Raw genomic sequence first — 22799 nt, forward strand, 5'->3', positions numbered from 1 at the left:
CTTGCGCATCGCGGAGATCGATGGGCGAAACGGGGAACCTTGGCATGATGGCGCGCCGTTGCGATGCGCGATCGCTCAGGATTCGCCGCGCCAGAATGCGGTCTGCAGCGGCAACTGGTGTTTGATCATCGCGACGCCATCGACCACCTTCAGGCCGCGCGCGGCGCAGGCTTGCATGAACTCGGTCCGGCGGGCGGCAATGATATCGAATACGGCGCAATCATCCGGCAGCCTCGCGGGATTCATCGGCAGGGCGTCCGTCTCCCGAAGCCCAAACGAGGTGGCGTTGACGAGCAGGCCAGCGTCATCGAATCTTTCGTCGAGGCAGATCTCGAGATCGGCGAAGCGGCTGCGAAGCTTTCGGGCGAGGATTTCGACCGGCCCTGGCGTTTCGTTCAGGATTCGCAGCCGCCTCACGCCTGCGGCAGCCAGCGCGTGACAGATCGCGCGGCCGGCTCCCCCCGCCCCGATCACGACGCAGCGGCGGTCGGGATCGAATATTCTCTCCTCACGCGCCGCATTCAGGAAACCGCCGCCATCAAAGGATTCGCCGACCAGTCGTCCACCGGACTCGATCCGGATCGTGTTGACGACGCCTTCGAACTCGGCGGCCGGCCCGACCGCATCGCACAGCTCGAACGCCGCCGGCTTGTGCGGCATTGTGAGATTGAAGCCGGCGACGCTCGGCGATTTCGCGAGCGTGCGGATCGTCTCAGAAAGTTGTTCCGGCGCGATGTCGAGCGGCACCATGTGCCAGTCCAGCCCTGCGCCTTGAAAGTAAGGCGTGTAGTGACGGGGCGCGCCGACATGTCCGGCCGGATGGGCAAAGATAAATACAAATCGTGAAGCACCGGTCGGAAGCCGCATCGCTCTTACCCTTTCACGGCGCCCGCCGTCAGCCCGCTCACCAGATAGCGGCGCACGGCGAGCGAGAAAATCAGGACCGGCGCCATCACCAGCGAGCCACCCGCGGCGATCTTGCCCCACTCCCATCCCTCGTAGTTCATGAAGTTGACCACGGCGACCGGCGCGGTGCGCGCGTGGGTCCGCGTCAGGATCAGCGCAAAGAAGAAGTCGTTCCAGGCGTAGAGGAAGCACAGGATCGCGGTGGCGGCGATGCCGGGCGCGACCATCGGCAGCACGATCTGCAGAAAGACCACCCGTGTCGACGCACCGTCGACCAGCGCCGCCTCTTCCAGCGACGACGGCACGGTTTCAAAAAAAGGCTGCATCATCCAGATCACCAGCGGCAGGTTGAAACTGGTGTAGACCAGCACCAGTCCGGTGACGGTGTCGAGCAGCCCGATCCAGCGATAGAACAGGAAGAACGGTATCGTGAACGCGATCGGCGGCGCCATCCGCGTCACCAGGATCGCAAAGCTCAGCGCGTGCTTTCCCCGCCCCGCCCAGCGCGACAACGCGTAGGCCGCAGGCACCCCCAGAATGAGCGCCAGCGCCGTGGAGAATGACGCACTCATCAGGCTGTTGACAAAGGAGGCCGCGAACGCGCCTTGCCAGAGCGACGCATAATTTTGCAGCGTTGGCGTGAAGATCAAGGGCGGCGGAAACTGCAGGATCAGGTCGTTGGACTTGAAGCTCATCTGCAAGAGCCAGAGGAACGGCGACAGCAGCATGATGAGCGTCACGCCGATCGCAACGAGCCGGCGCGGGCTGGCCGAACGGCGGACCGGGCCTGTCATGCCCCCACTCATGCCATGGCCTCGCGGCGGCGGCCCATCCACACCACACCGAGGCTGACCGCGACGACGAGCAGCAGCATCACGATCGTGACCGAACTGGAATAGCCGATTTCGTTGAAGTCGAATGCGAGCAGATAGGCATAATAGTTGGTCACCTCGGTGACGCTGCCCGGCCCGCCGCCGGTCAAGAGGAACACCAGCGGAAATGCCTTGACGCTATCGATCAGGCGAAACATGCCCGAGATGACCAGGATCGGCGTGATGAAGGGCAGCGTGATGTAGAAGAAGATCTGCAGCCGGTTGGCGCCGTCGACCAGGGCGGCCTCGGAAAATTCCTCCGGAATGGTCTGCAGCGCGGCCAATACCATCAGGAAGGTGAAGGGCATCCATTCCCAGGTGTCGGCGATGATGATCGCGGTCAGCGCGAAATCGACGCTCGAAGTCAGCGACGGCATGGTCACGTTGAGCAGGCTTGCGGCGTAATAGAGCGGGCTGATGTCGGGCGTGTAGATCAGCTTCCAGATGATCGCCACGACGATCGGCGGCAGCACCATCGGAATCAGGAACAGCGTGCGGGCGAATTCCACGACGCGCGACTGCGTGTGCAGCAATAGCGCCAGCAGCATGCCGAACAGGACCTGCAACAGCACGCCCCAGAACGACAGCTTGGCCTGCACCCATAGCGAATTGACGAAGCGCGGGTCGCCCGGGAGCAGGCGATAATTCCGCAACGGCGAAGAGAAATCGGTCGACGATCCCGGATTGACAAGTTGGAACGGCGTCAGGCTGATCACGACAAGATAGATCGCAGGCAAGCCTGCGATCACGAACAACACGATCAGGCTCGGCGCCAGCGCGATGCGATTGAAGCGGCGGCGCTCGGCGTCGACCAGTCCTTCTCCGCTCAAAGTGCGGTCCCGGCGCGGCGGAGATTGGCGACCGCCTGCTCCTGCGCTGCGTTCATCGCAGCCTGGGCTGCGAGCTGCCCGGTCGCCACCTGCTCGAACGCCTTGTTGAGGACATCGCCAACGATCGGGAACTCCTTCACCGTGCGATAGGCCATGTAGTTCTCGCCCTTGGCCGGCAGTCCCAGCACTTCGAGATAGAGCGCGCCAAGGTCCTGGCCGTTGACGGTGTTCAGCTTGCGGTATTCCTCACTCTCGATCACGGATCTGCGGCAGACCGAGGAATGGCCGTGCTCCTTGACCAGCCGCATCGAGATTTCGGGGCTGAGCGCCCATTTGATGAATTCCCACGCCGCTTTCTTGTTCTTGGCGTTCTTGGGAATGCCGAGGCCCTGGCTGTTGGCGGCTGGGTAGTCGTGCACAGGCCCGGCGGGCATCCTGACGACGCGTGAGGTGTCTTTCACCTTGCTGTCGTTCGAGAGCAGGATCGGCGTAATCCAGGCGCTCGAATGAATGAAGATGTTGGAGCGGCCGGTCATGTGGGATTGCCGCGCCTGATCCTCGGTATAGGTGAGCACGCCCTTCGGCGCGTAGTTCTTCAGAAGGTTCGCGTAATAATCAACGGCCTGAATCGCCTCCGGCGAGTTCAGCGTCGGCATGATGTCGGCAGGCGGCTTGCGGAAGATGTTGCCGCCAAAGCCCTGGATGTAGGGCGGCAGGCACCAGTGATGGAGCTGGAAGCTGACGATGCCGTTGACGTTGTCGGTGCCGTTGATCTCGGCGCAGACCTGCTGCAATTCAGCAAAGGTCTTCGGAATCTTGAGGCCTTTTTTCTCCATCAGATCCATGCGCGACAGGCCCATCACCATGGCCCCGCCTTCCCAGGAATAGCCGTAGGTGGCGCCCTTGGCGTCGCGGTATGGTACCTGCGCGCCCTCGACGAAATCCTTCGGATTCCATCCCGCCGGCGTCAGGTTGGGATCGCCGGTGAACTCGTCGAGATTAGCGAGTAGCCCTGCCGCCACCCAGCGCGCGGCCAGGATGAAGGTGACGTTGACGAAATCGAACGCCGAGCCGCCCGACGACAATTCGAGATTGGCCTGCTGATTGTAGACCGGAAACGCCGAGAGCTGCAGATCAACCTTCATGCCGGTCTGCGCCTCGAACTCCGGGATGTAGTTCTGCAGCAGCGTGAAAAAGCGGTGCTGAAAGGACGCGCCGCGCAGCGTGACGCCGGCAAACGGTTTTGTTTGTGCAATGGCCGGCAGCGGAAATGCGGCCGCGCCGAGAGCGGCGGCGCCGGTCTGAAGCAGCGCTCGGCGGCTAAAGCCCACGGATTTATGGCTCGAATTCTTCTTGGTCATGGCACCCTCCCTGACGGTCTTTTTGGACAATATGACCGACATAAAATATGCTGTCAAAAGGATGCTTCTCCCGCGTACACTGTTTTTCCGGTATGAATTGACATCGCATCGCAATAAAGCAGACAATATTATTTCAAGGCTTGAGGTCCACGATTTGCCCAGGGACGTCGAACTCCGTCAGTCCAACACCCACGTCGCGCGGGAAATCGCCAAGCTCATCGTCTCCGGCACGTGGCAGGAGGGAAGCACGCTGCCGCGGGAGATCGAGCTCGCCTCGCAATTCGACGTCAGCCGCACCTCGATCCGGGAGTCTCTGTCCATTCTCAAGGCCAAGGGATTGATCGCGGCCCGCCAGAAGGCCGGCACACACGTGCGCGAGCGGATCAACTGGAACATGCTGGACGCCGAGCTCCTGGAATGGACCTGGGCAGAACGGCCGAGCGAAGAGTTCGCCCGGCAGCTCACGCAGGTGCGCCGGATCGTGGAACCGGAGGCCTGCGCGATCTGCGCCGAGCGCGGCTCGGATGTCGACCTCGCCCGTATCGAACGGGCCTATCGCGAGATGGACGCCGCCGGCATGGATAGCCGCGCCTACTCCGAGCCCGACCTTCGCTTTCACCGCGGCATCCTGACCGCGACGGGCAATGATTTCCTGGTCGCGTTCGGCGCCACCGTCGAGGCGGCGCTGCGCATGTCGTTCGAACTATCGACCTTGAATCCCGGCGCGCCGCGCAAAAGCCTGCCCTATCACCGCGCGATCCTCGACGAGATCTGGGCACGCAATCCCGACGGCGCGCGCCGCGCGATGCTCCGCCTGATGGACCTGACCGAACGCAATATCACTTCTGCCCTGTCACGCCGCAAAACTGGCGAGACGGTCGCAGCGGAAACCGGACGTCAAGACGGCGCGTAAACGCAAGTCGCTAAGCGCTTGCATTCCCTAAACGATGCGCGTTTCATTCGGATCAAGCATCAACGTCCGGGGAAACACAAATGCCCGCAAGAATCATCGGAATGATCGGGACCCAGCAGGAGGGCGCCGCGGTTCACCTGATCAAGGGACAGATTTCCCGCCAATGGGTGATCGACTTCACTCGCCTGCATGAGCAGTGGAACTATGATTCCGTTCTTGTTGGTTATTACGCCTCCGCCGCCGAAGGCTTTGCGATTGCGCTCTATGCAGCCGATCACACCGAGAGGATCAAGTTCCTGATCGCACACCGGCCGGGCTCGGTGGCCCCCGCACTGGCCGCGCGGCAGGTCGCGACTTTCGACCAGCTCACGCAGGGCCGGATGGCACTGCATATCATCGCCGGCACCAGCGACGCGGACCAGGCGAGTGAAGGCGACTTCCTGCCCAAGAATGACCGCTATCGCCGCGCCGGCGAATATCTGGAGGTGATGCAAAAACTCTGGACCAGCGACAGCCCGATCGATCACAGGGGCGAGTTCTACCGCGTCGAGGGCGGTTTCTCCGATATCAAGCCATACCAGCAGCCCTTCCCTCCGCTCTTTTTCGGCGGCTCGTCGGAGGGCGCGCTGGAGATGGGCGCCAAACATTGCGACGTGTTCGCGATTTTCGGCGAGCCGCTGAAGGAAACGCGGGAACGGCTGCAGGATTTCCGCCGCCGAGCAGCCGCCTTTGGGCGCAGCGTCGGCTTCAACATGTCGCTGCGGCCGATCATGGCGGACAGCGAAGGCGCGGCGTGGGACAAGGCGAACGCGCTGCTGGCGGATGTCGAACGCAAGACCGGTGCCGCGCCGCAGCCGACCAATCATTCCGCCGAACGCCTGCTCGGCTACGCCGCGCGCGGCGACGTCCATGACGAGCGGCTATGGATGGGGATTGCGCGTGCCACCGGCGCGCCCGGCAACACGTCATGCCTGGTCGGAACGCCCGAGCAGATCGCGGCGGCGGTGCTGGAATATTACCGGCTCGGCATTCATTCCTTCTTGCTGCGCGGTTTCGAGAATCCGCACGACACGATGGCGATCGGCCGCGACTTGATTCCACTCATCAAGCAAGGGGCGCTGGCGATCGATCGGCAGGCCGAAGCAGCCGAATAGAGTTCACCTCAAGTATCCGCAGCCACCTCAGGATACCGGCGCAAGATCTTGGGACATGAAGAGAAAACGTATGAAAGAATTTGCATGAAGGCGGTCGTTGTCGAGAACTACAATTCGATCGACGGTATTTCGATCAAGGAGATCGATACGCCCGGCCTCGCCGCGGGTGAAGTCCGCGTCAGGATCGGCGCCGCGGCAGTCGGCTTCGTCGATGGCTTGAAGGTGCAGGGGCTCTATCAGACCAAGGACCCGCTGCCATTCGTGCCGGGAACGGAGTTTGCCGGAACGGTCGAGGCCGTCGCCGACAATACCGGCGCGTTCAAGCCGGGCATGCCGGTGATCGGCATGGCCCGTTCCGGCGCGCTGGCGGAATATATCTCGGTGCCGTCTGCGGCTCTCCAGCACCTGCCGCCGCAAGTTCCGTTCGAGGCCGGCGCGTCGTTTCAAGCCAACTATCTGACCGGGCTTTACGCGCTGGACGCCCGCGCGGCGCTGCGCGAAGGCGAGATATTGCTGGTGCTGGGCGCCGCCGGCGGCGTCGGCATCGCAGCCGTCCAGATCGGCAGACTGATGGGCGCGCGGGTGATCGCCGCGGCCTCAACGCCGGAAAAGCGCGACTTCGCGGTTCATCACGGCGCCGATCAGACCATCGACTACACCCAGGCGCATTGGCGGGAGACGCTGAAAGAACTGACCGGCGGGCATGGCCCGGATGTCATTTTCGATCCCGTCGGCGGCGAAGTATCGCTGCAGGCGTTTCGCTCGATCGCCTGGCGCGGGCGGCACCTCGTCGTCGGATTCGCCTCCGGCACTATTCCAGCGCTGGCGTTCAACCTGCCGCTGCTCAAGGGCGGCGCGCTGCTCGGCGTCGACCTCGCCCAGATCCAGAAGCGCGAGCCGGAGACGCACACCCGCCTGATGGCGCAATTGTTCGACTGGCTGGCATCGGGCAAATTGCAGCCCGTGGTCGGTAAGATCGTGCCGTTCGAGAATTTCCGCGAGGCGTTCAAGACCATGCAGTCGCGGTCGGCGCTCGGCAAGATGATCGTGAAATTCGGCTGAAGCGACGCATCGAAGCAGGATACGAACTGATGTCTCTGGAAAACAGCAAGCCAGCGCGTCGCCTGATGCATACGAGATCGGTCGAATGCGAAGGCTTTCTGCGGGACGACGGGCTCTGGGAAGTCGAGGCGTGGCTGCGGGACACCAAACCTTTCACCCAGCGTGCCGATCGTTTCCGCAGCGAACTGAAGCCGGGCGATCCCGTGCACGATATCGGCCTGCGGCTGGCGATCGACGACGGTATGACCATCCGCGAGGCGGAGGCGATGATGCGCGCCACGCCCTACCCGACCTGCATCGAGGTCGAGCCGATCTTGCAGCGCCTGGTCGGCGAGCGGATAGGCCCGGGCTGGCGCGAGACGGTGCGACGCAAGATCGGCCAGATCGAGACCTGCACGCATCTCGCCGAATTGCTCGGCCCCGCCGTGACCACGCTGTACCAGACCATGTCCTATGGCAGAAATCCGGAAGGCCGCGATACGCTGGAGAACCAGCAGAACTCCGGCCAGCGTCCGTTCTTCATCGGCGGCTGCCATTCCTGGCGCACCGACGGCCCAATCGTCGCGGCGATGTTTCCGCAATTCGCGACCAAGCCAGCGGCAAAGGATTAGGCGCGGACGCGATCGTAGATCGCAAACGCCGCGGCCAAGGCGCAGCCGGCGATGATGCCAACCGTCAGGTCTTCGATCAGCGTCAGGCCGAAGGTTGCGATCAGCACCGCCGCGCTGCGCCAGTTGCGAAGCAGGCGAAGAAACTCCTCCTTCTCTGCCATATTCCAGCAGACGACGACCAGCACGCCCGCCAGCGCCGACAACGGGACAAAACTTGCGAGCGGAGCTGCGGCCACCATGAACACCAGTACGAAGAGCGCATGGGTCATGCCGGAGACCGGGCTGCAGGCCCCCGCACGGATATTGGTCGCGGTGCGGGCGATCGTGCCGGTGACGCTGATGCCGCCGAACAAAGCGGACGCGACGTTGGCGATGCCTTGCGCCACGACCTCCATGTTGTAGCGGTGCTTGCGCCCGGTCATGCCGTCGGCGACCTTTGCGGATAGCAGGCTTTCGACCGCCCCGAGCAGCGTGAACGACAGCGCCGCCGGCAATACCTCGAGCACGGTCGCATAAGAGATCGCCGGCAGACGCGGTCCCGGCAATCCATCCGGAAGCTCGCCGAAACGGCTGCCGATCGTCTCCACCGGCAAATGGAACAGCCAGGCGGCGACTGCCGCGATCAGCATTCCTGGCGCATTCGGCGAAAGCCGCCGCAGCAGGAAGATCAGGGCCGCCGAGCCGCTGCCGATCGCGACCGCAGCCGGCGAGATGGTCGGCAAGGACTGGCCGAGCATTGCAAGCTTGGGCAGCAGCAGCCCCGGTTCGGCAGCCGGAAGCTTCAGGCCGCCGAGATCCCGAAGCTGGCTGGCAAAGATCGTGATCGCGATGCCGCAGGTGAAGCCGACGGTCACCGCATGAGGGATATAACGGATCAGCGCGCCGAGCCGCAAAAGGCCGATCAGCGTCAGCATGAAGCCGGAGATGAAAACCGTCAGCAGCAGCCCTTCCAGACCGAACCGCGTCACCGTGGCCGATACCAGGACGATGAATGCGCCGGCGGGGCCGCCGATCTGGTAGCGGCTGCCGCCGAGCGCCGATACTAAAAAGCCGCCGATGACGGCGGCGTATAATCCCCGCTCGGGCGATACGCCCGAGGCGACGGCAATCGCCATCGAGAGCGGCAGAGCGACAATCGCAACCGTGAGCGCCGCCAGCATGTCCTTCCGAAAGCTGGCAAGACCGTAGCCCTCCACAGAACGGTGACGAGCTTGGGTCGGTAATGATGGGCGGTGGCGGTACCGTCGGGCATTTATGGGCGGAGCCAGGGTGGATTCGAGAACTATATATAATGGAACACACACCGGGCGGCCACCGGCTCGAATAGGGGCCCATTTCGCCCGGACGAGACCGAGCATGACGCCGGTCCATTGCGTAGCCCCGGCTGGCTGCCGACCGTGGGACGAGTTTACTGGCACTCGGCGCAAGCGCCGTCGCCGCCTCGATCCTCCCGGCAGCTTTTTGGCGCCTCACACAGCTACAGGGTGCATGGCCGGCATCTCGAACAGCGCGTTAGATTAAATCGACTTCGTGGGCTGCCAACCGGCTGGCCGACGTCGGCGCCTGAGAGTATAAGCTAGCACCTAGATGCCGGATCGACGGGGAGTGCCAAGATGAGCAATTACCGCGTCTCCTTCTACAAAGATCTCTTGAATTCCGACGGTCACAGCTTCAAGTGCCTCCAGCGCTGGGTCGATGTGCAGTCCGACGATCCCTCTCAGGCGAAGGTGCTTGCGGGGCGGCTGGTCGACAACGACCGCCTGAACGCCGATTGCATCGAGGTGATGCACCTGATGGATGTCCCTCACGAGTTCGAACGTTCATCGGTCCGTGCGTCCGGCAAGCACACCGGGAACGTCGCGCCGTAAATCGCGGGGTGAATCGAATCCTTGCGCGCGTAACTGCCGGTTCATTCACAACCGTACGCATTCACTGATTTCGCTCATCGTCGAGATGAGCGCGATGCTGAGCTGGTTGGCGGCGAAGCAGGGGCTGAAGCGGACAGAAGTGCAATTACCCGGCGTGTTCAATGGCGCGGATAGCACCGCGCAACTCGGCTAGCCCGCGCAGCCGGCCGATCGCGGTGTAGCCGGGATTGGTGCGCTTGGTCGCGGCGAGATCGTCGAGCATGCGGTGGCCATGGTCCGGCCGGAACACGATCTGATTGTCCGGCGAACGCGTTCGGTTCTCCGCCAGCAAAGCCTTCAACACCGCGATCATATCGACGTCACCATCGAGATGATCGGATTCGAAGAACGACAGGCCGTCGGCTTCCCGCTTGGTCGCCCGCAGATGGGCAAAGCCGATCCGCGGCGCGAAGCGTTTGGCCATCGCGGGCAGATCGTTCTCCGCGCGCGCGCCGAGCGAGCCGGTGCAGAAGCAGATGCCATTGGCCTTGGATGGCACCGCGTCGAACAGCGCCTGATAGTCCTCTGCCGACGAAGCGATGCGCGGCAGGCCAAACAGCGGGCGCGGCGGATCGTCGGGATGCAGGGTCAACGTTACCCCGAGCTGCTCCGCCACCGGTGCGACGCGCGCGAGAAATTCGCTTAAGTGCTGACGCAGCACCTTGGAATCAATGCCGCGATACTGCTGCAGGCGGTCGCGGAATTGCGGAATGGTCAGGGGATCGGTGGTGGATCCCGGCAGCGCGCTGGCAATGTTGGTGATGAGGACGTCGATAGCGGCCTGCGTCATCGCTTCATAGACCTGCCTGGCGCGGCGCTGCGCAGCCTCGGAATATTCCGCAGGCGCTTCCGGCCGCTGCAGGATGTGCAGGTCGAACGCTGCGAACCGGTCCTGGTCGAAGCGCATCGCCTTGGCGCCGTTCGGCAGCTCCCATTCGAGATCGGTGCGGCACCAGTCCACCACCGGCATGAAATTGTAGCAGATGATCTTGATACCGGCGGCGGCGACCGCCTCCAAGCTCGCGATCCAGGCCTCGATCGAGCGCGTCGCCTTGCCCCCTAACCGCTTCACGTCATCAGGAATCGGGATCGATTCCACCACCGACCAGGTCAGCGGCGAGCGGCCCGGTTGCGAGTTCTCGATCAGGTTCTTCCGCTCCTCGACGGCTGAGCGCGTCCAGGCCTCGCCGATCGGCACCTGATGCAGCGCCGTTACCACGTCGGTCGCGCCGGCCTGACGGATATCGTCGAGCGATACGGGATCGTTGGGTCCGTACCACCGCCATCCCTGCAGCATCATCCGGAAGCTCCTGAAATGAAAACGGCCATCAAGCGGTCAGCACGACCTTGACGCTTTGCGAACGGTCGAGCGCCAGCCGCACCGCATCAGGCGCGACCGCGAGCGGACGTTGCGCCGTCACCAGCGAGAGCACGTCTACGCTGCCGTCGGCGATCAGTTCGACCGCCGTGAAGAATTCCGTCCCGAAGCGGAACGAGCCGCGAAGGTCGATCTCCTTGGCCATCACCGCATTCGCCGGTACCGGAATCTGTCCGCCCGGCAGGTTGCCGACCTGAACCACGACACCGCCGCGCCTGACGGCACCGATCGCGCTGGCCAGGCCCGCCGCGGTGCCCGAGACTTCGAACGCTACATCAAAGGGCTGCGCTGCAGCCTGCGCCTTCAGGGCCTCTTCGCCGCCGGAGATATCGACGACATGATTGGCGCCTAATCTCGTCGCGAACGCCAGCGGCGCCGCCGCAATGTCAACGACGGTTGTCTCCGCAATCCCTGCGCGCTGCGCCGCCAGCATGGTCAACAGACCGATCGGGCCAGCGCCGAACAGCACTGCGCGCTTGCCGGTCACGTCCCCGGCGCGAGCGACCGCATGCAGGCAGACTGCGAGCGGCTCGGCGAGCGCCGCCGCCTGATAGATCACGTGGTCCGGAATCTTCACGCACTGCGCCGGGATGGCATCGAAGTAAGACGCAAAGCCGCCCTGCATATGCGGGGTCTTCGAGGCCGATCCCATGAAGAAGATGTTTTCGCAGAGATTGGGCCGGCCTTCGCGGCACGGCTTGCAATGGCCGCACCAGCGCGACGGGTTGACGGCGACGCGATCGCCGACTTTTACGCCCGGCGCAGAACCTGCGATCTCGACCACCTCACCCGCAATCTCATGGCCGAGTACCAGCGGCGAGGTCACGATAAAGTCGCCGGTGCGGGCATGGCGGTAATAATGCATGTCCGAGCCGCAAATGCCGCCGGCGCCGAAACGAATGCGCACCATGCCGGAGGGAAGCGGATCGAGCGGGCGCTCGACCATGCGCAGATCTTCCGGGCCGAACAGCGTTGCAGCGAAAGCCATCGATGTCATTTTGAGAGTCCCATGTATTTAGGCAGCCAGAGCGTCAGTTCCGGGATGTAGGTGATGGCGACGAGCGCCAACAGGAGCGGCACGAGCCACGGCAGGATCGCCATGGTGGTGCGCTCGACGGACAATTTCGCCACGCGGGCCAGCACGAACAGCACCATGCCGAGCGGCGGGTGCAACAAACCGATCATAAGGTTCAGCGTCATGATCAGGCCGAAATGAATGGGGTCGATGCCGAGCTTGAGCACGATCGGGAGCAGGATCGGCACCAGAATGGTGATGGCGGCGATGGTGTCGATGAAGCAACCGACCAACAGGATCAGGATGTTCGCCAGCAGCAGGAACACCCATTTGTTCTGGGTGATACCGAGCATCGCATCCGTCAGCATCTGCGCCGCCTGCGACACCGTGAGCAGCCATGCAAAGATCGACGCCGCGGTCACGATGAACAGCACGGATGCCGTGGTCTCAATGGTGTCGAACGTCGCCTTGGCGACGGTCTGCAGCGTCATCGAGCGGTAACGCACCAGTCCGAGGAACAGCGACCAGATCACGGCGGCGACTGCGGCTTCGGTCGGCGTAAACCAGCCGAGCGTCATGCCGCCGATCAGGATGACAGGAGCCATCAGCGCCATCACAGCGGAGAAATCGAAATACCAGTCGAGCGCCAGCAGCGCCACGAGACCGATCCCGACCGCCATGTTCACCGAGAGCCCGGCGACGACCATCAGCCAAACAACCAGCGGGAACGCCAGCACGATCAAGATTTCGATCGCGGCCGAGCCGAGTTGCGGCCAGGAGAACGGCGTATCGCTGCCCCAGCCGTTCTTGTGGGCGAAGTAGGCCACGGTCGCCATCATGGCCAACGTCATGAACACGCCCGGAATCACGCCGCCCAGAAACAGCGCGCCGATCGAGACGTTCGCCATCATGCCGTAGATCACGAACGGCAGCGACGGCGGAATGATCGGGCCGAGCGTGGCGGACGCCGCGGTCACGCCGACGGCGAACTCGGTCGAGTAGCCGTGATCCTTCATCGCCTTGATCTCGATGGTGCCGAGCCCTGCGGCGTCCGCAATCGCGGTGCCGGACATCCCGGAAAAGATCACGGAGCCGACGATATTGACGTGGCCGAGGCCGCCGCGCATCCAGCCCACCAGCGCGACCGCGAATTTGTAGATCCGGCCGGTCACGCCCGCGATGTTCATGAGATTGCCGGCCAGGATGAAGAACGGCACGGCGAGCAGCGGGAAGCTTTCGACGCCGGCAATCATGCGCTGCGCCAGCGTGACATCCGGCGTGATGCCGGTGACGAGAATGTACACCAGCGACGACACTGCCATCGAAAGCGCGACCGGCAGGCCGACCAGCATCAGCAGCAGAAATCCCCCAAGCAGCAACAGCATGGCGTCAGCCTTCCGTCCCGTCGAATGCGCCGGGTCGCTCCAGGATGGAGTAACCGCGCCGCCAGTTCTCGACCGCGATCTGGATCGAGCGCGCGAACATCAGCACGAAGCCGAGCAGCACGGCGTAATAGACAAATCCTTTCTGAAATTTGATCGTGGTCATCCGCTCGTCGCCGATGATCTGGATGAACTGCCAGACCAACTTGATCGCATAGCCGAAGAACGCGATCCGTATCAGGTCGATGACCGTCGAGAGCGCGCGCGCCGGCAGATGGGGCAGATAGCGAAACAGCAGATCGACCTGGATGTGCCGCGACAGCCGCACGCACATCGCCGAGCCGATAAAGACCACGCCGATCAGGCAATAGGTCGCGATCTCCTCGGTCCAGGCGTAACTGTCGTTGAGAACGTAACGGGTGAAGAACTGCAGGAAGACGGACAGCGCCATGATCCAGAAGATCGCGAGCGCCAGCCAATCCTCGGCGGCGTATTGTCCGAGATCGGCGCCCTTGGGGACCTCGTCCTCAAACGTATGGGCGATCTCGTCCGCCGTGATCTGCTTGTGCACTTCAACCGTCGACATGCGCCCTCCCCGAGCTGGCGTATTCGAGGCTTCCGCCGTGCCTGCCGCCGAATATCGCGGCAAGCACGGACGAAGGCCTAGCCGTTTACTTCACCGCTTGGATGCGATCCCAGTCGGACTTACGGTAGTCGAAGGTCTCGAACTTCGTGGTCTTGATCACGGTGTCGCGGAACTCGTCCTTGTTGACCTCGGTGACCGTCAGCCCCTTCTGCTTGAAGAAGTCGACCAGCTTGGCCTCGTTGGCCTTGATCTCGGCCGTAGCCTTTGCTGCCGCTTCCTGGGCGACGTCAGTGAAGATCTTGCGGTCTTCTTCCGAGAGCTTCTTCCAGAGCGCGCCGGCGACGACGGTGTTGAGGTGATCGACAATGTGACCGGTCAGCACGATGTGCTTCTGCACCTCGTAGAACTTCTTGGCCTCGATCGTGGTGAGCGGATTTTCCTGGGCTTCCACGGTGCCGTTCTGCAGCGCGAGATAAACCTCGGCAAAGGCGATCGGCGCGGTGTTGGCGCCGCAGGCGCGCGGCATCGCGAGGTAGGCCGGCACGTCAGGCACGCGCATCTTAAGGCCCTTCATGTCGGCGCAGGCCTTGATCTGCTTGTTCGAAGAGGTGTGGCGCACGCCGTAATAGGTCACCGCCACGATGTGATGGCCACTCTTGTCCTCGTAGCCCTTGGCGAGCTCCTTGAAGACGTCGCTCTTGGTGTAGGCCAGGAGATGATCGGCATCGCGGAAGGTGTAGGGATAGTAGGTCACGCCGATCGGCGGAAAGCTCTTGGCCGCAAAGCTCGAGCCGGAAATGATGATGTCGACGGAGCCCAGCGAAAGCCCCTGGTTGATGTCGGTTTCCTTGCCGAGCTGCGAAGCCGGATAGACATCGATCTGGTAGCGCCCGTTGGTACGCTTGTTGATCTCGCCCGCAGCCCAGACGGACGCAGTGTGGAACGGCTCCGAGGTTTCGTAAACGTGGGCCCATTTCAGTTTGGTCTGCGCCATGCCCGATGTGGTCGCGGCTAGCAGCGCCGCAGCAGACGCCGCGAATGCAATCGTCAATTTTTTCAACACGTGAATTTCCTCCGTCGTTACAATTTGCTTTTGTTACCCAACCGGCCCGGCGTTTCGCCGAACCGTTCGAATTCTCGTCGTCAGCCGCTGCCTGCGCGGATGCGCGAGGCGGACGAAGCTTCCGCTCCGAAATTTTGCGCAAAGCGGGCCTGCGAACGAGCCAAGTGCTCGCGCATCGCCACGCGGGCGGCATCGGAATCGTGCGCGGCGATGGCATCGCGGATCGCGCGGTGCTCAGCCAGCGCCGCATTCCAGGATTCCGGATTTTCGAAATAATGCGCGAGCTTGGCGAAATACGGATTGAGCCGCTGGTCGAACAGCTCGCCGACCACGCGGACCAGCACGGCGTTGTCGAGGCATCCGGCCACCGCGATGTGAAACGCGCGGTCATGGATCATCGAGGCTTCGCCCGGATGCTGCACGGTGGCCATCGCCTCCAGCGAAGCATCGATGCGCGCGATATCTTCGGCTGTCGCCACCCGCGCCGCCTGTTCGGCGATGGCGCCTTCGAGGAATTCGCGGGCACGCAGGAGTTCGAACGGGCCTTCGATCTCGGCCGCCAATGGCAAAGGCGGTGCGAGCGCCGCCGGCTCACTGACATAAATCCCGGAGCCGACGCGAATCCGAACCCTGCCCTCGACTTCCAGAGCAATCAGCGCTTCGCGTACCGTCGGCCGCGACACCTTCAACTGTTCGGCAAGATCGCGTTCGGTCGGAAGCCGGCTGCCCACGCGGTATTCGCCGCTGTCGATCAACGCGCGAAGCTGATCGGCAACCTGGCGATAAAGGCGTCGCGCTTCCACGGCTTCGAGCGGCACGCTCGGCTCCCCTGACGATCCCCGAAGTGAATCGGATTTTTCTTGCTTGGTCGGGATAAGGCCAATAAATCGGGACATTGGCCTTACCAATTGACCAAAGATTGATAGATCGAGCCTTCCATGTCAAGCGACACGGCGAAAATCCCGTTTTTCAACCCGAAAGACGGCAATTTCCGTCTTTCGAACGCCAACCTTCCTCGGCTTCCCGGCCGCATCCGGCAACCGGCATATGACCGCTCGCTGATCTCACCAGGCATCGTTCACCTCGGAATTGGCGCGTTCCACCGGGCCCACCAGGCGGTGGTGATCGACGATCTCCTGGCAGGCGGCGCTATGGATTGGGGAATCATCGGAGCCAGCTTGCGCAGCCCGGCGACACGCGATGCCCTCGTCCCGCAGGACGGCCTTTACACGCTGGCCGTTCGCTCCGGCGCGGGCACCGATCACCGCATTATCGGCTCGGTTCTCGCTGTCGACGTCGCCGCCGAAAAACCCGGCCACTTGATTGCGCGCCTGGCCAACCCGGCCACGCGTATCGTCTCGCTGACGATCACCGAAAAGGGCTATTGCCATACGCCGCAGACCGGCGATCTGGACGAGCGTCATCCCGATATCGTTCACGATCTGCAGAATCCGGGCACGCCGCGTTCGGCCATCGGATACCTGGTGGCCGCGCTCGCGCGCAGGCGGATCGCAAGCACGGCTCCCTTCACCGTTCTTTCCTGTGACAATCTCTCCGCCAATGGCCAAACAGTCGAACGGATCGTGACGCAGTTCGCCGGCTTGCGATCGCGCAATCTCGCCAAATGGATTGAAGCCGAGGTGACCTTCCCTTCGACCATGGTGGACCGGATCGTGCCCGAAACCACGGACCTCGACCGGGCGGAGATTTCTTCAGCGCTCGGCATGATCGATGCATGGCCCATTATCACAGAACCGTTCACGCAATGGATCGTTGAAGACCGCTTTCCGGCCGGACGGCCTGACTTTGCGGCTGCGGGCGTGCAACTGGTTTCGGATGTAACGCCGTTCGAACATATGAAGCTGCGGCTGCTCAACGCCAGCCACTCGGCGCTCGCCTATCTCGGATATCTCGCAGGCTTTGAGACCATCGCTGCAACCATGACCGACCATCGCTTTGTGGCGTTTGCCCGACAGGTGATGCAAGACGCCGCGCCGACGCTGGCGATGCCTGAAGGCACTGACCTGGCAGCCTATAGCGCATCACTGCTGCAGCGCTTCTCCAATTCGGCCCTGCACCATCGCACCTGGCAGATTGCGATGGACGGATCGCAGAAGCTGCCGCAACGGCTGCTCGCGACCATGCAGGACCGGCTGCGGCTGGGGCTGCCGATCGATACCCACGCGCTCGCGGTGGCCGGCTGGATGCGTTACGTCACGGGAACCGACGAGCGAGGCCGCGCCATCGACGTGCGTGATCCCCTTGCGCGAGAGTTGGCTGATATCGCCGAGCGTGCCGGCCCGGTCGCAGAGCGGCTTGCTCCCGCGCTGCTGGCGGTCAGCTCCATCTTCGGCACGCTCGGTAACGATCCTCGCATGCGCAGCGCCGTCATCGAGGCGCTCGCAAAACTCTACGCACTGGGCGCGCGTCAGGCTGTACAGACATTTCAGGCGGCATGATGGTAGGTCAGAACCACCTGGTGAAGGCCACACCGCAACCGCCGTTCATCTCGGAAATTCGGCAGGCTACGGAGACAACAAGGTCCTGGTGAGTTGGTGATCGGGATCGGAGAGCCCGTCGATGACATCGAAATGATGCCGGCCGGGTTCTTCGATCACGCAGGTTTTCGCGCCGAGGCCGGTCCAGATGTTGGCGAGGAGCGCGTTCTGGCGGACGAATTCCGGGCGCTCGGCGCTACCTACCCAGCATGTTACGCGCGCATTCGGCATCGGCTCCAGCAATACAGGGCTTTCCACGAGCGCCTCGGCCTCATCGATCCGAAGGTCCGTGTTCATGGCGGCCTTCATCAGCGGACGAAGGTCATGAACGCCGGAAATGGAGACGGTGTGGTTGATGCGCGCCCGGACATCGTCCGGGAGCGGCGACGTCGCCGAGATCATGCGCGTCACCAGATGCCCGCCGGCGGAATGGCCCGCCAGAAAAAGCGGACCTTCGACCATCGCGGCGGCGCGCTCGACGGCCGCGGCAATCTCGCGCGTGATCTCGGTGATGCGCACAGTCGGGCATAGCGTGTAAGACGGCATCGCCACCGCATAGCCGCTTTCAACCGATCCACGGGCCAGGTGCGACCAGAAGCTCTTGTCGAGCGCCTTCCAGAATCCGCCGTGGACGAAGACGACCAGCCCCTTTGGCCGGCCTTCCGGTCCAAAGAGATCGAAGCGGTTTCGCGGGCGCCCGCCATAGCCGACGTCGAGCGTCGCGCGGCCGCTGCCTTGAAGTGCGTCGCGATACGCCTGCGCGGGCTGCACCCACGCCGCCGGCCAGCGTTCGCCACCCGGAATGTTCGGAGCATTCGCATAGGCGTCGTTCCAGTCGGAAATCTGATGAAAAATCACTTGGGTTCGGTTTCCATTCCATCTTGTGGGCCGGGCGGATGTTCGATCGGTGCCCGCAGGCAACCAGTCTATACCGGGAAGCGCATCTTCCGCCCATAAATTTCAAGCTTGAAATAATTGATATCAGCGCGAATAATTCAGGGGGCGCGGACCAGGGAATGACATGACCGATTTCACGCGAACGAAATCCCTGTTCGCCATCCCGGATGGCCTGATCTATCTCGACGGCAATTCGCTCGGTCCCCTGCCCGTTGCAGCCGCCGATCGCGTCGGCCGCATGATATCGGAGGAATGGGGCAAGCACCTCATCAAGGGCTGGAACGTCGCCGGGTGGATGACGCAGCCGCGGCGTATCGGCGACCGCATCGGTCAGTTGATCGGTGCTGCCGACGGAACGGTGGTGGTGGGCGATACGCTGTCCATCAAAGTCTACCAGGCGCTGGCCTCGGCCCTCGAGCTCAATCCGTCGCGGCGCGTGATCTTGTCGGATAGCGGCAACTTTCCTTCCGATCTCTACATCGCCAGCGGTCTGCTTGAATCGCTCAACCGTGGCTACGAGTTGAAGGTCGTGGACCCCGAAGACGTCGAAGCCGCCATCGACGAGACGATCGCGGTGCTGATGCTGACCGAGGTCGACTATCGCACCGGCCGGCTGCACGACATGAGCGCATTGACGCGCAGGGCGCATGCCGCCGGCGCCTTGACGATCTGGGATCTGGCGCATTCCGCGGGCGCGATTCCGGTCGACCTGGAAGGAGCCGAAGCCGATTTCGCCGTCGGCTGCACCTACAAATATCTCAATGCCGGTCCTGGCGCGCCAGCCTTCATCTATGTTGCGCCGAAGCACGCCGATACGGCGCGGCCCGCGCTTTCCGGTTGGATGGGTCATCATGCACCCTTTGCCTTTGACCTCGACTATCGGGCCGGGCCGGGCATTGAGCGAATGCGGGTGGGTACGCCTCCGATCATTGCGATGGCCGCGCTCGACGCCGCCCTCGACGTCTGGGACGACGTCAGCATGACCGACGTGCGTCGTGCATCGGTCGTGCTCGCCGACCTGTTCATCCGCGAAGTCGAACGACGCTGTCCCGAACTGACGCTGGCTTCGCCGCGGGACGGAAAGCGGCGCGGCAGCCAGGTTTCATTTCGTCATCCAGATGGCTACGCGATCATGCAGGCGCTGATCGCGCGCGACGTGATAGGCGACTTCCGCGCGCCGGACATGATGCGCTTCGGCTTTACGCCGCTCTACATCGGAGAAGCCGAGGTTCGCGCGGCAGTCGAAATCATCGCCGACGTCGTAACCAATCGCCGCTGGGATACCGCGGATTACCGCAAAAAGGGGCTCGTAACATGACCGGCAAGCCCGACGACTCCTCGCGTGAGGCAGCCCAGATGTCGTTCGACGGGCGCATGTCCTACAGCGATTATCTGCATCTGGAACGCGTTCTGGACGCGCAAGAGCCGCTCTCGGACGCGCATGACGAACTGCTGTTCATCATCCAGCACCAGACTTCCGAACTCTGGATGAAGCTGGCCATCCACGAGATCCGTTCCGCCATCAAGGCAATCCGCCACGACCAGTTGCATCCCGCATTCAAGATGCTGTCGCGCATCGCCCGGATCTTCGAGCAGCTCAATACCGCCTGGGACGTGTTGCGGACGATGACACCCAGCGAATACTCCGAGTTTCGCGATCAGCTCGGGCAATCCTCGGGTTTTCAGTCCTACCAGTACCGCGCGATTGAGTTTCTCGCCGGCAATCGCAATTTGGCGCTGCTTGGCCCGCATGCCCACCGCGCCGACATCATGGCAAAGCTCGAGGAAATTCTCGCTGAGCCGGGCCTCTATGACGAGGCGTTGCTGCTGCTGGCGCGCAATGGTTTCGATATCGGCGAAGACGCGCGCCGAACCGACTGGCGCAGCAAGCGCACCCCAAACGACGAGGTTTTGAAGGCCTGGAAGACCATCTATGCGTCGCCGGCGAAACACTGGATGCTTTACGAGCTTGCGGAAAAGCTGGTCGATTTCGAAGACTATTTCCGCCGCTGGCGCTTTAACCACGTCACGACGGTCGAGCGCATTATCGGCCTGAAGCGCGGAACCGGCGGCACGTCCGGCGTCTCCTACTTGCGCAAGATGCTCGAGGTCGAACTTTTTCCGGAACTCTGGAAGCTGAGAACAGAGCTTTAAGACGACACCCGATAAGCGGGTTTCAGCGCGGCACCACCGCCGTCGCTTCGATCTCGACGCGGGCTTCCTTCTCGACCAGGCGCACCACCTGCACCAGCGCCATTGCCGGATAATGCGCGCCGAAAATCTCGCGGTAGACGCGGCCGAGCTCTTTCAGGCTCGCGAGATATTCCTCGATGTCGACGACATACCAGGTCAGGCGCACCAGATGCTCAGGTCTGGCGCCGCCCTCGGCAAGAATCTCGGCGATGTTGGATAGCGTCTGACGCACCTGCGCGACGAAATCGGGCTCCAGGCGGCCCTGCGTATCCCAACCGATCACCCCGCCGGTCACGACGAGCCGGCCACCGGCCGCCATGCCGTTGGCATATCCTTTCGGCATCGGCCAGCCGCTCGGCTGCAGCACTTGCGGGCCCGGCGGTGAGGTGTCGGTCGTGGGATGAGGCACCACGCTCAGTGTGGGGCCTTTGGGGGCGGTCACCGGCTTTTCTCCATCAGGTTAGAAATTATTCCGCGGCAACGCTTGGCGACGCCGGGCCGGCCGCAGCCATCTGCCTCAGCGCAAAGCGCCTCAGCTTGCCGGTCTCGGTCTTCGGCAGTTGCGCGACATATTCGATTGCACGCGGATATTTATAGGGTGCAATCGTCTGCTTGACATGATCCTGCAAGGCCTGCGTCAGCGCAGCGTCGGCAGCAGCTCCGCCGGCCAGAACCACGTAAGCCTTGACGATCATGCCCCGCGCCTCGTCAGGCGCGCCGACCACGCCGCATTCGGCGACCGCAGGATGCGACAGCAGCGCCGCTTCGACCTCGGGGCCTGCGATGTTGTAGCCGGAGGAAACGATCATGTCGTCCGAGCGGGCGACGAAGGACAGCCGGCCATTCGCGTCGCGGACAAAGGTATCGCCCGTCAGGTTCCAGCCGTCGCGCACATAGTTCGACTGCCTCGCATCGGCGAGATAGCGGCAGCCGGTCGGTCCGCGCACCGCGAGCTTGCCGACGGTGCCAGGCGGCAATTCGTTCATATCGTCGTCGACGATTTTTGCCTCGTAGCCCGTCACGGGATGTCCCGTCGTCCCTGCCACCGCATCGCCGATCCGGTTGGTAATGAAAATGTGCAGCAATTCCGTGGAGCCAATGCCGTCGAGAATGGTCTTGCCGGTCTTGCGGGTCCAGCCTTCGAACACCGGCGCCGGCAATGTCTCGCCGGCGGAAACCGCCAGCCGCAGCGACGACAGGTCGGCGCCATTGTCCATCGCCGCCATCATCGCGCGATATGCGGTCGGCGAGGTAAAGCAGATCGTCGCCTTGTAGGTTTCGATGATCTTGACCATTTCGGGCGGCGACGCGTTTTCCAATAGCGTCGCCGTTGCGCCGAAGCGCAGGGGAAAGATTGCCAGCCCTCCGAGCCCGAAGGTAAAGGCCAGCGGCGGCGAGCCGACGAAAACGTCGTCCTCCGTAACGTTGAGCACTTCCCTGGCATAGCCGTCCGCAATGATCATGAGGTCGCGATGGAAATGCATCGTCGCCTTCGGCTCGCCCGTCGTGCCCGAGGTAAATCCCAGCAGGGCGACATCGTCGCGCCCTGTCTTCACCGCGTTGAACCGGACCGGCTTGTTCAGCGCCACCCGGTCGAGCTCGGCATCGTGGTTCGACGTTCCGTCGAAATTCACCACCTGCTTCAGGAAGCGGCTGGTCTTCGCGCACGCGACCAGTTCGTCGGCGATGCGGCTGTCGGTCAGAGCCAGCGCAATCTCCGCCTTGTCGACGATCTTGCTCAGCTCGCCGGCGCGCAGCATCGGCATCGTGTTGACGACGACGGCGCCTGCTTTTGTGGCCGCGAGCCACGCCGCGACCAACGCCGGGTTGTTGCCGGAGCGGATCAGGACGCGGTTGCCGGGCTTGACGCCGTAGTTCTCCACCAGCGCATGCGCGAGGCGGTTGGACCAGTCAGCCAATTCCTTGTAGGTGCGCTGGCGGCCGTTGCCGATCAGTGCGATCCGATCGCCCCAGCCTTCTTCGACGATCCGATCGGTCAGTTCGACTGCGGCGTTGAGATATTCGGGATACTGAAATTCCGGCCGATCGAGCAGCAGATCCGGCCATTGCTCTGACGGCGGCAGATTTCGCCGCGTAAAATCGTCGACGTGGCCCGACGGGCCGAGAGACCGACCAAGGGTCCGGCTGGGAGTGCTACCTGACATTTTCAA

21 protein-coding genes and 1 pseudogene are annotated in these 22799 nt (G+C 63.0%); 8 read left to right on the forward strand and 14 right to left on the reverse strand.

Annotation, left to right across the window (positions count from 1 at the left end; translation table 11 throughout):
* Positions 1 to 75 precede the first annotated feature (75 nt).
* From KJQ96_RS02065 to KJQ96_RS02080, 4 genes are read right to left on the reverse strand one after another with little or no spacing between them, the layout of a single operon-like run.
* A complete protein-coding gene (locus KJQ96_RS02065) occupies positions 76 to 867 on the reverse strand; it encodes a shikimate dehydrogenase (RefSeq protein WP_213285023.1) in 792 nt (263 codons plus the stop codon).
* 5 nt (positions 868 to 872) lie between these two features.
* Positions 873 to 1700 (reverse strand): carbohydrate ABC transporter permease, encoded by an 828-nt coding sequence (locus tag KJQ96_RS02070; protein WP_213285024.1) that lies wholly within the window; start codon positions 1698 to 1700, stop codon positions 873 to 875.
* An 8-nt stretch (positions 1701 to 1708) separates the two neighbouring features.
* Positions 1709 to 2608 (reverse strand): carbohydrate ABC transporter permease, encoded by a 900-nt coding sequence (locus KJQ96_RS02075; RefSeq protein ID WP_213285025.1) that lies wholly within the window; start codon positions 2606 to 2608, stop codon positions 1709 to 1711.
* A complete protein-coding gene (locus KJQ96_RS02080) occupies positions 2605 to 3969 on the reverse strand; it encodes an ABC transporter substrate-binding protein (RefSeq protein ID WP_213285026.1) in 1365 nt (454 codons plus the stop codon). Before KJQ96_RS02080 ends, KJQ96_RS02075 begins: the two co-directional genes overlap by 4 nt.
* A 154-nt stretch (positions 3970 to 4123) precedes the next feature.
* On the opposite strand from KJQ96_RS02080, the gene KJQ96_RS02085 reads away from it, so the two are divergent.
* From KJQ96_RS02085 to KJQ96_RS02100, 4 genes are all read left to right on the forward strand, one after another.
* Positions 4124 to 4882, forward strand: a complete 759-nt coding sequence (locus KJQ96_RS02085; RefSeq protein ID WP_213285027.1) for a FadR/GntR family transcriptional regulator — start codon at positions 4124 to 4126, stop codon at positions 4880 to 4882.
* 80 nt (positions 4883 to 4962) lie between these two features.
* Entirely contained in the window at positions 4963 to 6036 is a 1074-nt protein-coding gene (locus KJQ96_RS02090; RefSeq protein WP_213285028.1) for an LLM class flavin-dependent oxidoreductase, read from the forward strand.
* Between the two features lie 84 nt (positions 6037 to 6120).
* Positions 6121 to 7098 carry an NADPH:quinone oxidoreductase family protein gene (locus tag KJQ96_RS02095; protein ID WP_213285029.1) on the forward strand — a complete coding sequence of 326 codons (978 nt, stop codon included), beginning with the start codon at positions 6121 to 6123 and terminating at the stop codon, positions 7096 to 7098.
* Positions 7099 to 7127: 29 nt separating this feature from the next.
* Entirely contained in the window at positions 7128 to 7709 is a 582-nt protein-coding gene (locus tag KJQ96_RS02100) for a DUF2889 domain-containing protein (protein WP_213285030.1), read from the forward strand.
* Positions 7710 to 7726: 17 nt separating this feature from the next.
* On the opposite strand, the pseudogene KJQ96_RS02105 reads toward KJQ96_RS02100, so the two are convergent.
* A pseudogene (locus KJQ96_RS02105) lies at positions 7727 to 8961 on the reverse strand (SulP family inorganic anion transporter); the annotation flags it as partial.
* Between the two features lie 361 nt (positions 8962 to 9322).
* Here KJQ96_RS02105 and KJQ96_RS02110 point away from each other — a divergent pair.
* A complete protein-coding gene (locus KJQ96_RS02110) occupies positions 9323 to 9577 on the forward strand; it encodes a hypothetical protein (protein WP_213285032.1) in 255 nt (84 codons plus the stop codon).
* A 145-nt stretch (positions 9578 to 9722) separates the two neighbouring features.
* Here the strand turns inward: KJQ96_RS02110 and uxuA are convergent, their stop codons facing one another.
* The 6 genes from uxuA to KJQ96_RS02140 form a co-directional block, all read right to left on the reverse strand.
* On the reverse strand, positions 9723 to 10913 hold the full coding sequence (gene uxuA / locus KJQ96_RS02115) for a mannonate dehydratase (RefSeq protein WP_213285126.1): 1191 nt from the start codon (positions 10911 to 10913) through the stop codon (positions 9723 to 9725).
* 31 nt (positions 10914 to 10944) lie between these two features.
* Positions 10945 to 11991, reverse strand: a complete 1047-nt coding sequence (locus KJQ96_RS02120) for an L-idonate 5-dehydrogenase (RefSeq protein WP_213285033.1) — start codon at positions 11989 to 11991, stop codon at positions 10945 to 10947.
* The gene (locus KJQ96_RS02125; protein WP_213285034.1) at positions 11988 to 13394 is read right to left on the reverse strand and encodes a TRAP transporter large permease; all 1407 of its coding nucleotides are present in this window, start codon (positions 13392 to 13394) and stop codon (positions 11988 to 11990) included. The genes KJQ96_RS02120 and KJQ96_RS02125 overlap by 4 nt, the downstream gene beginning before the upstream one ends.
* A 4-nt stretch (positions 13395 to 13398) precedes the next feature.
* Positions 13399 to 13977 carry a TRAP transporter small permease gene (locus tag KJQ96_RS02130; RefSeq protein ID WP_065748849.1) on the reverse strand — a complete coding sequence of 193 codons (579 nt, stop codon included), beginning with the start codon at positions 13975 to 13977 and terminating at the stop codon, positions 13399 to 13401.
* Between the two features lie 85 nt (positions 13978 to 14062).
* On the reverse strand, positions 14063 to 15040 hold the full coding sequence (locus KJQ96_RS02135; protein ID WP_309142350.1) for a sialic acid TRAP transporter substrate-binding protein SiaP: 978 nt from the start codon (positions 15038 to 15040) through the stop codon (positions 14063 to 14065).
* Positions 15041 to 15120: 80 nt separating this feature from the next.
* On the reverse strand, positions 15121 to 15858 hold the full coding sequence (locus tag KJQ96_RS02140; RefSeq protein WP_213285035.1) for a FadR/GntR family transcriptional regulator: 738 nt from the start codon (positions 15856 to 15858) through the stop codon (positions 15121 to 15123).
* A 120-nt stretch (positions 15859 to 15978) separates the two neighbouring features.
* On the opposite strand from KJQ96_RS02140, the gene KJQ96_RS02145 reads away from it, so the two are divergent.
* The gene (locus KJQ96_RS02145; protein ID WP_213285036.1) at positions 15979 to 17499 is read left to right on the forward strand and encodes a mannitol dehydrogenase family protein; all 1521 of its coding nucleotides are present in this window, start codon (positions 15979 to 15981) and stop codon (positions 17497 to 17499) included.
* A 66-nt stretch (positions 17500 to 17565) separates the two neighbouring features.
* Here KJQ96_RS02145 and KJQ96_RS02150 read toward each other — a convergent pair whose 3' ends face one another.
* Positions 17566 to 18396: an alpha/beta hydrolase gene (locus tag KJQ96_RS02150; protein WP_213285037.1), complete on the reverse strand. Its 831-nt coding sequence runs from the start codon at positions 18394 to 18396 to the stop codon at positions 17566 to 17568.
* A gap of 163 nt (positions 18397 to 18559) precedes the next feature.
* Here KJQ96_RS02150 and kynU point away from each other — a divergent pair, with 163 nt between their 5' ends.
* Together kynU and kynA are read left to right on the forward strand one after the other, a co-directional pair.
* The gene (gene kynU, locus KJQ96_RS02155) at positions 18560 to 19753 is read left to right on the forward strand and encodes a kynureninase (RefSeq protein WP_213285038.1); all 1194 of its coding nucleotides are present in this window, start codon (positions 18560 to 18562) and stop codon (positions 19751 to 19753) included.
* A complete protein-coding gene (gene kynA / locus KJQ96_RS02160; RefSeq protein ID WP_213285039.1) occupies positions 19750 to 20589 on the forward strand; it encodes a tryptophan 2,3-dioxygenase in 840 nt (279 codons plus the stop codon). Before kynU ends, kynA begins: the two co-directional genes overlap by 4 nt.
* Positions 20590 to 20611: 22 nt before the next feature.
* Here kynA and KJQ96_RS02165 read toward each other — a convergent pair whose 3' ends face one another.
* Positions 20612 to 21070 (reverse strand): RidA family protein, encoded by a 459-nt coding sequence (locus KJQ96_RS02165; protein ID WP_213285040.1) that lies wholly within the window; start codon positions 21068 to 21070, stop codon positions 20612 to 20614.
* A gap of 25 nt (positions 21071 to 21095) precedes the next feature.
* Entirely contained in the window at positions 21096 to 22793 is a 1698-nt protein-coding gene (locus tag KJQ96_RS02170) for a benzoate-CoA ligase family protein (protein WP_213285041.1), read from the reverse strand.
* Positions 22794 to 22799: the final 6 nt, after the last annotated feature.

Origin of the sequence: Bradyrhizobium sp. sGM-13, from assembly GCF_018398875.1 — a bacterium.
Lineage (GTDB): Bacteria > Pseudomonadota > Alphaproteobacteria > Rhizobiales > Xanthobacteraceae > Bradyrhizobium.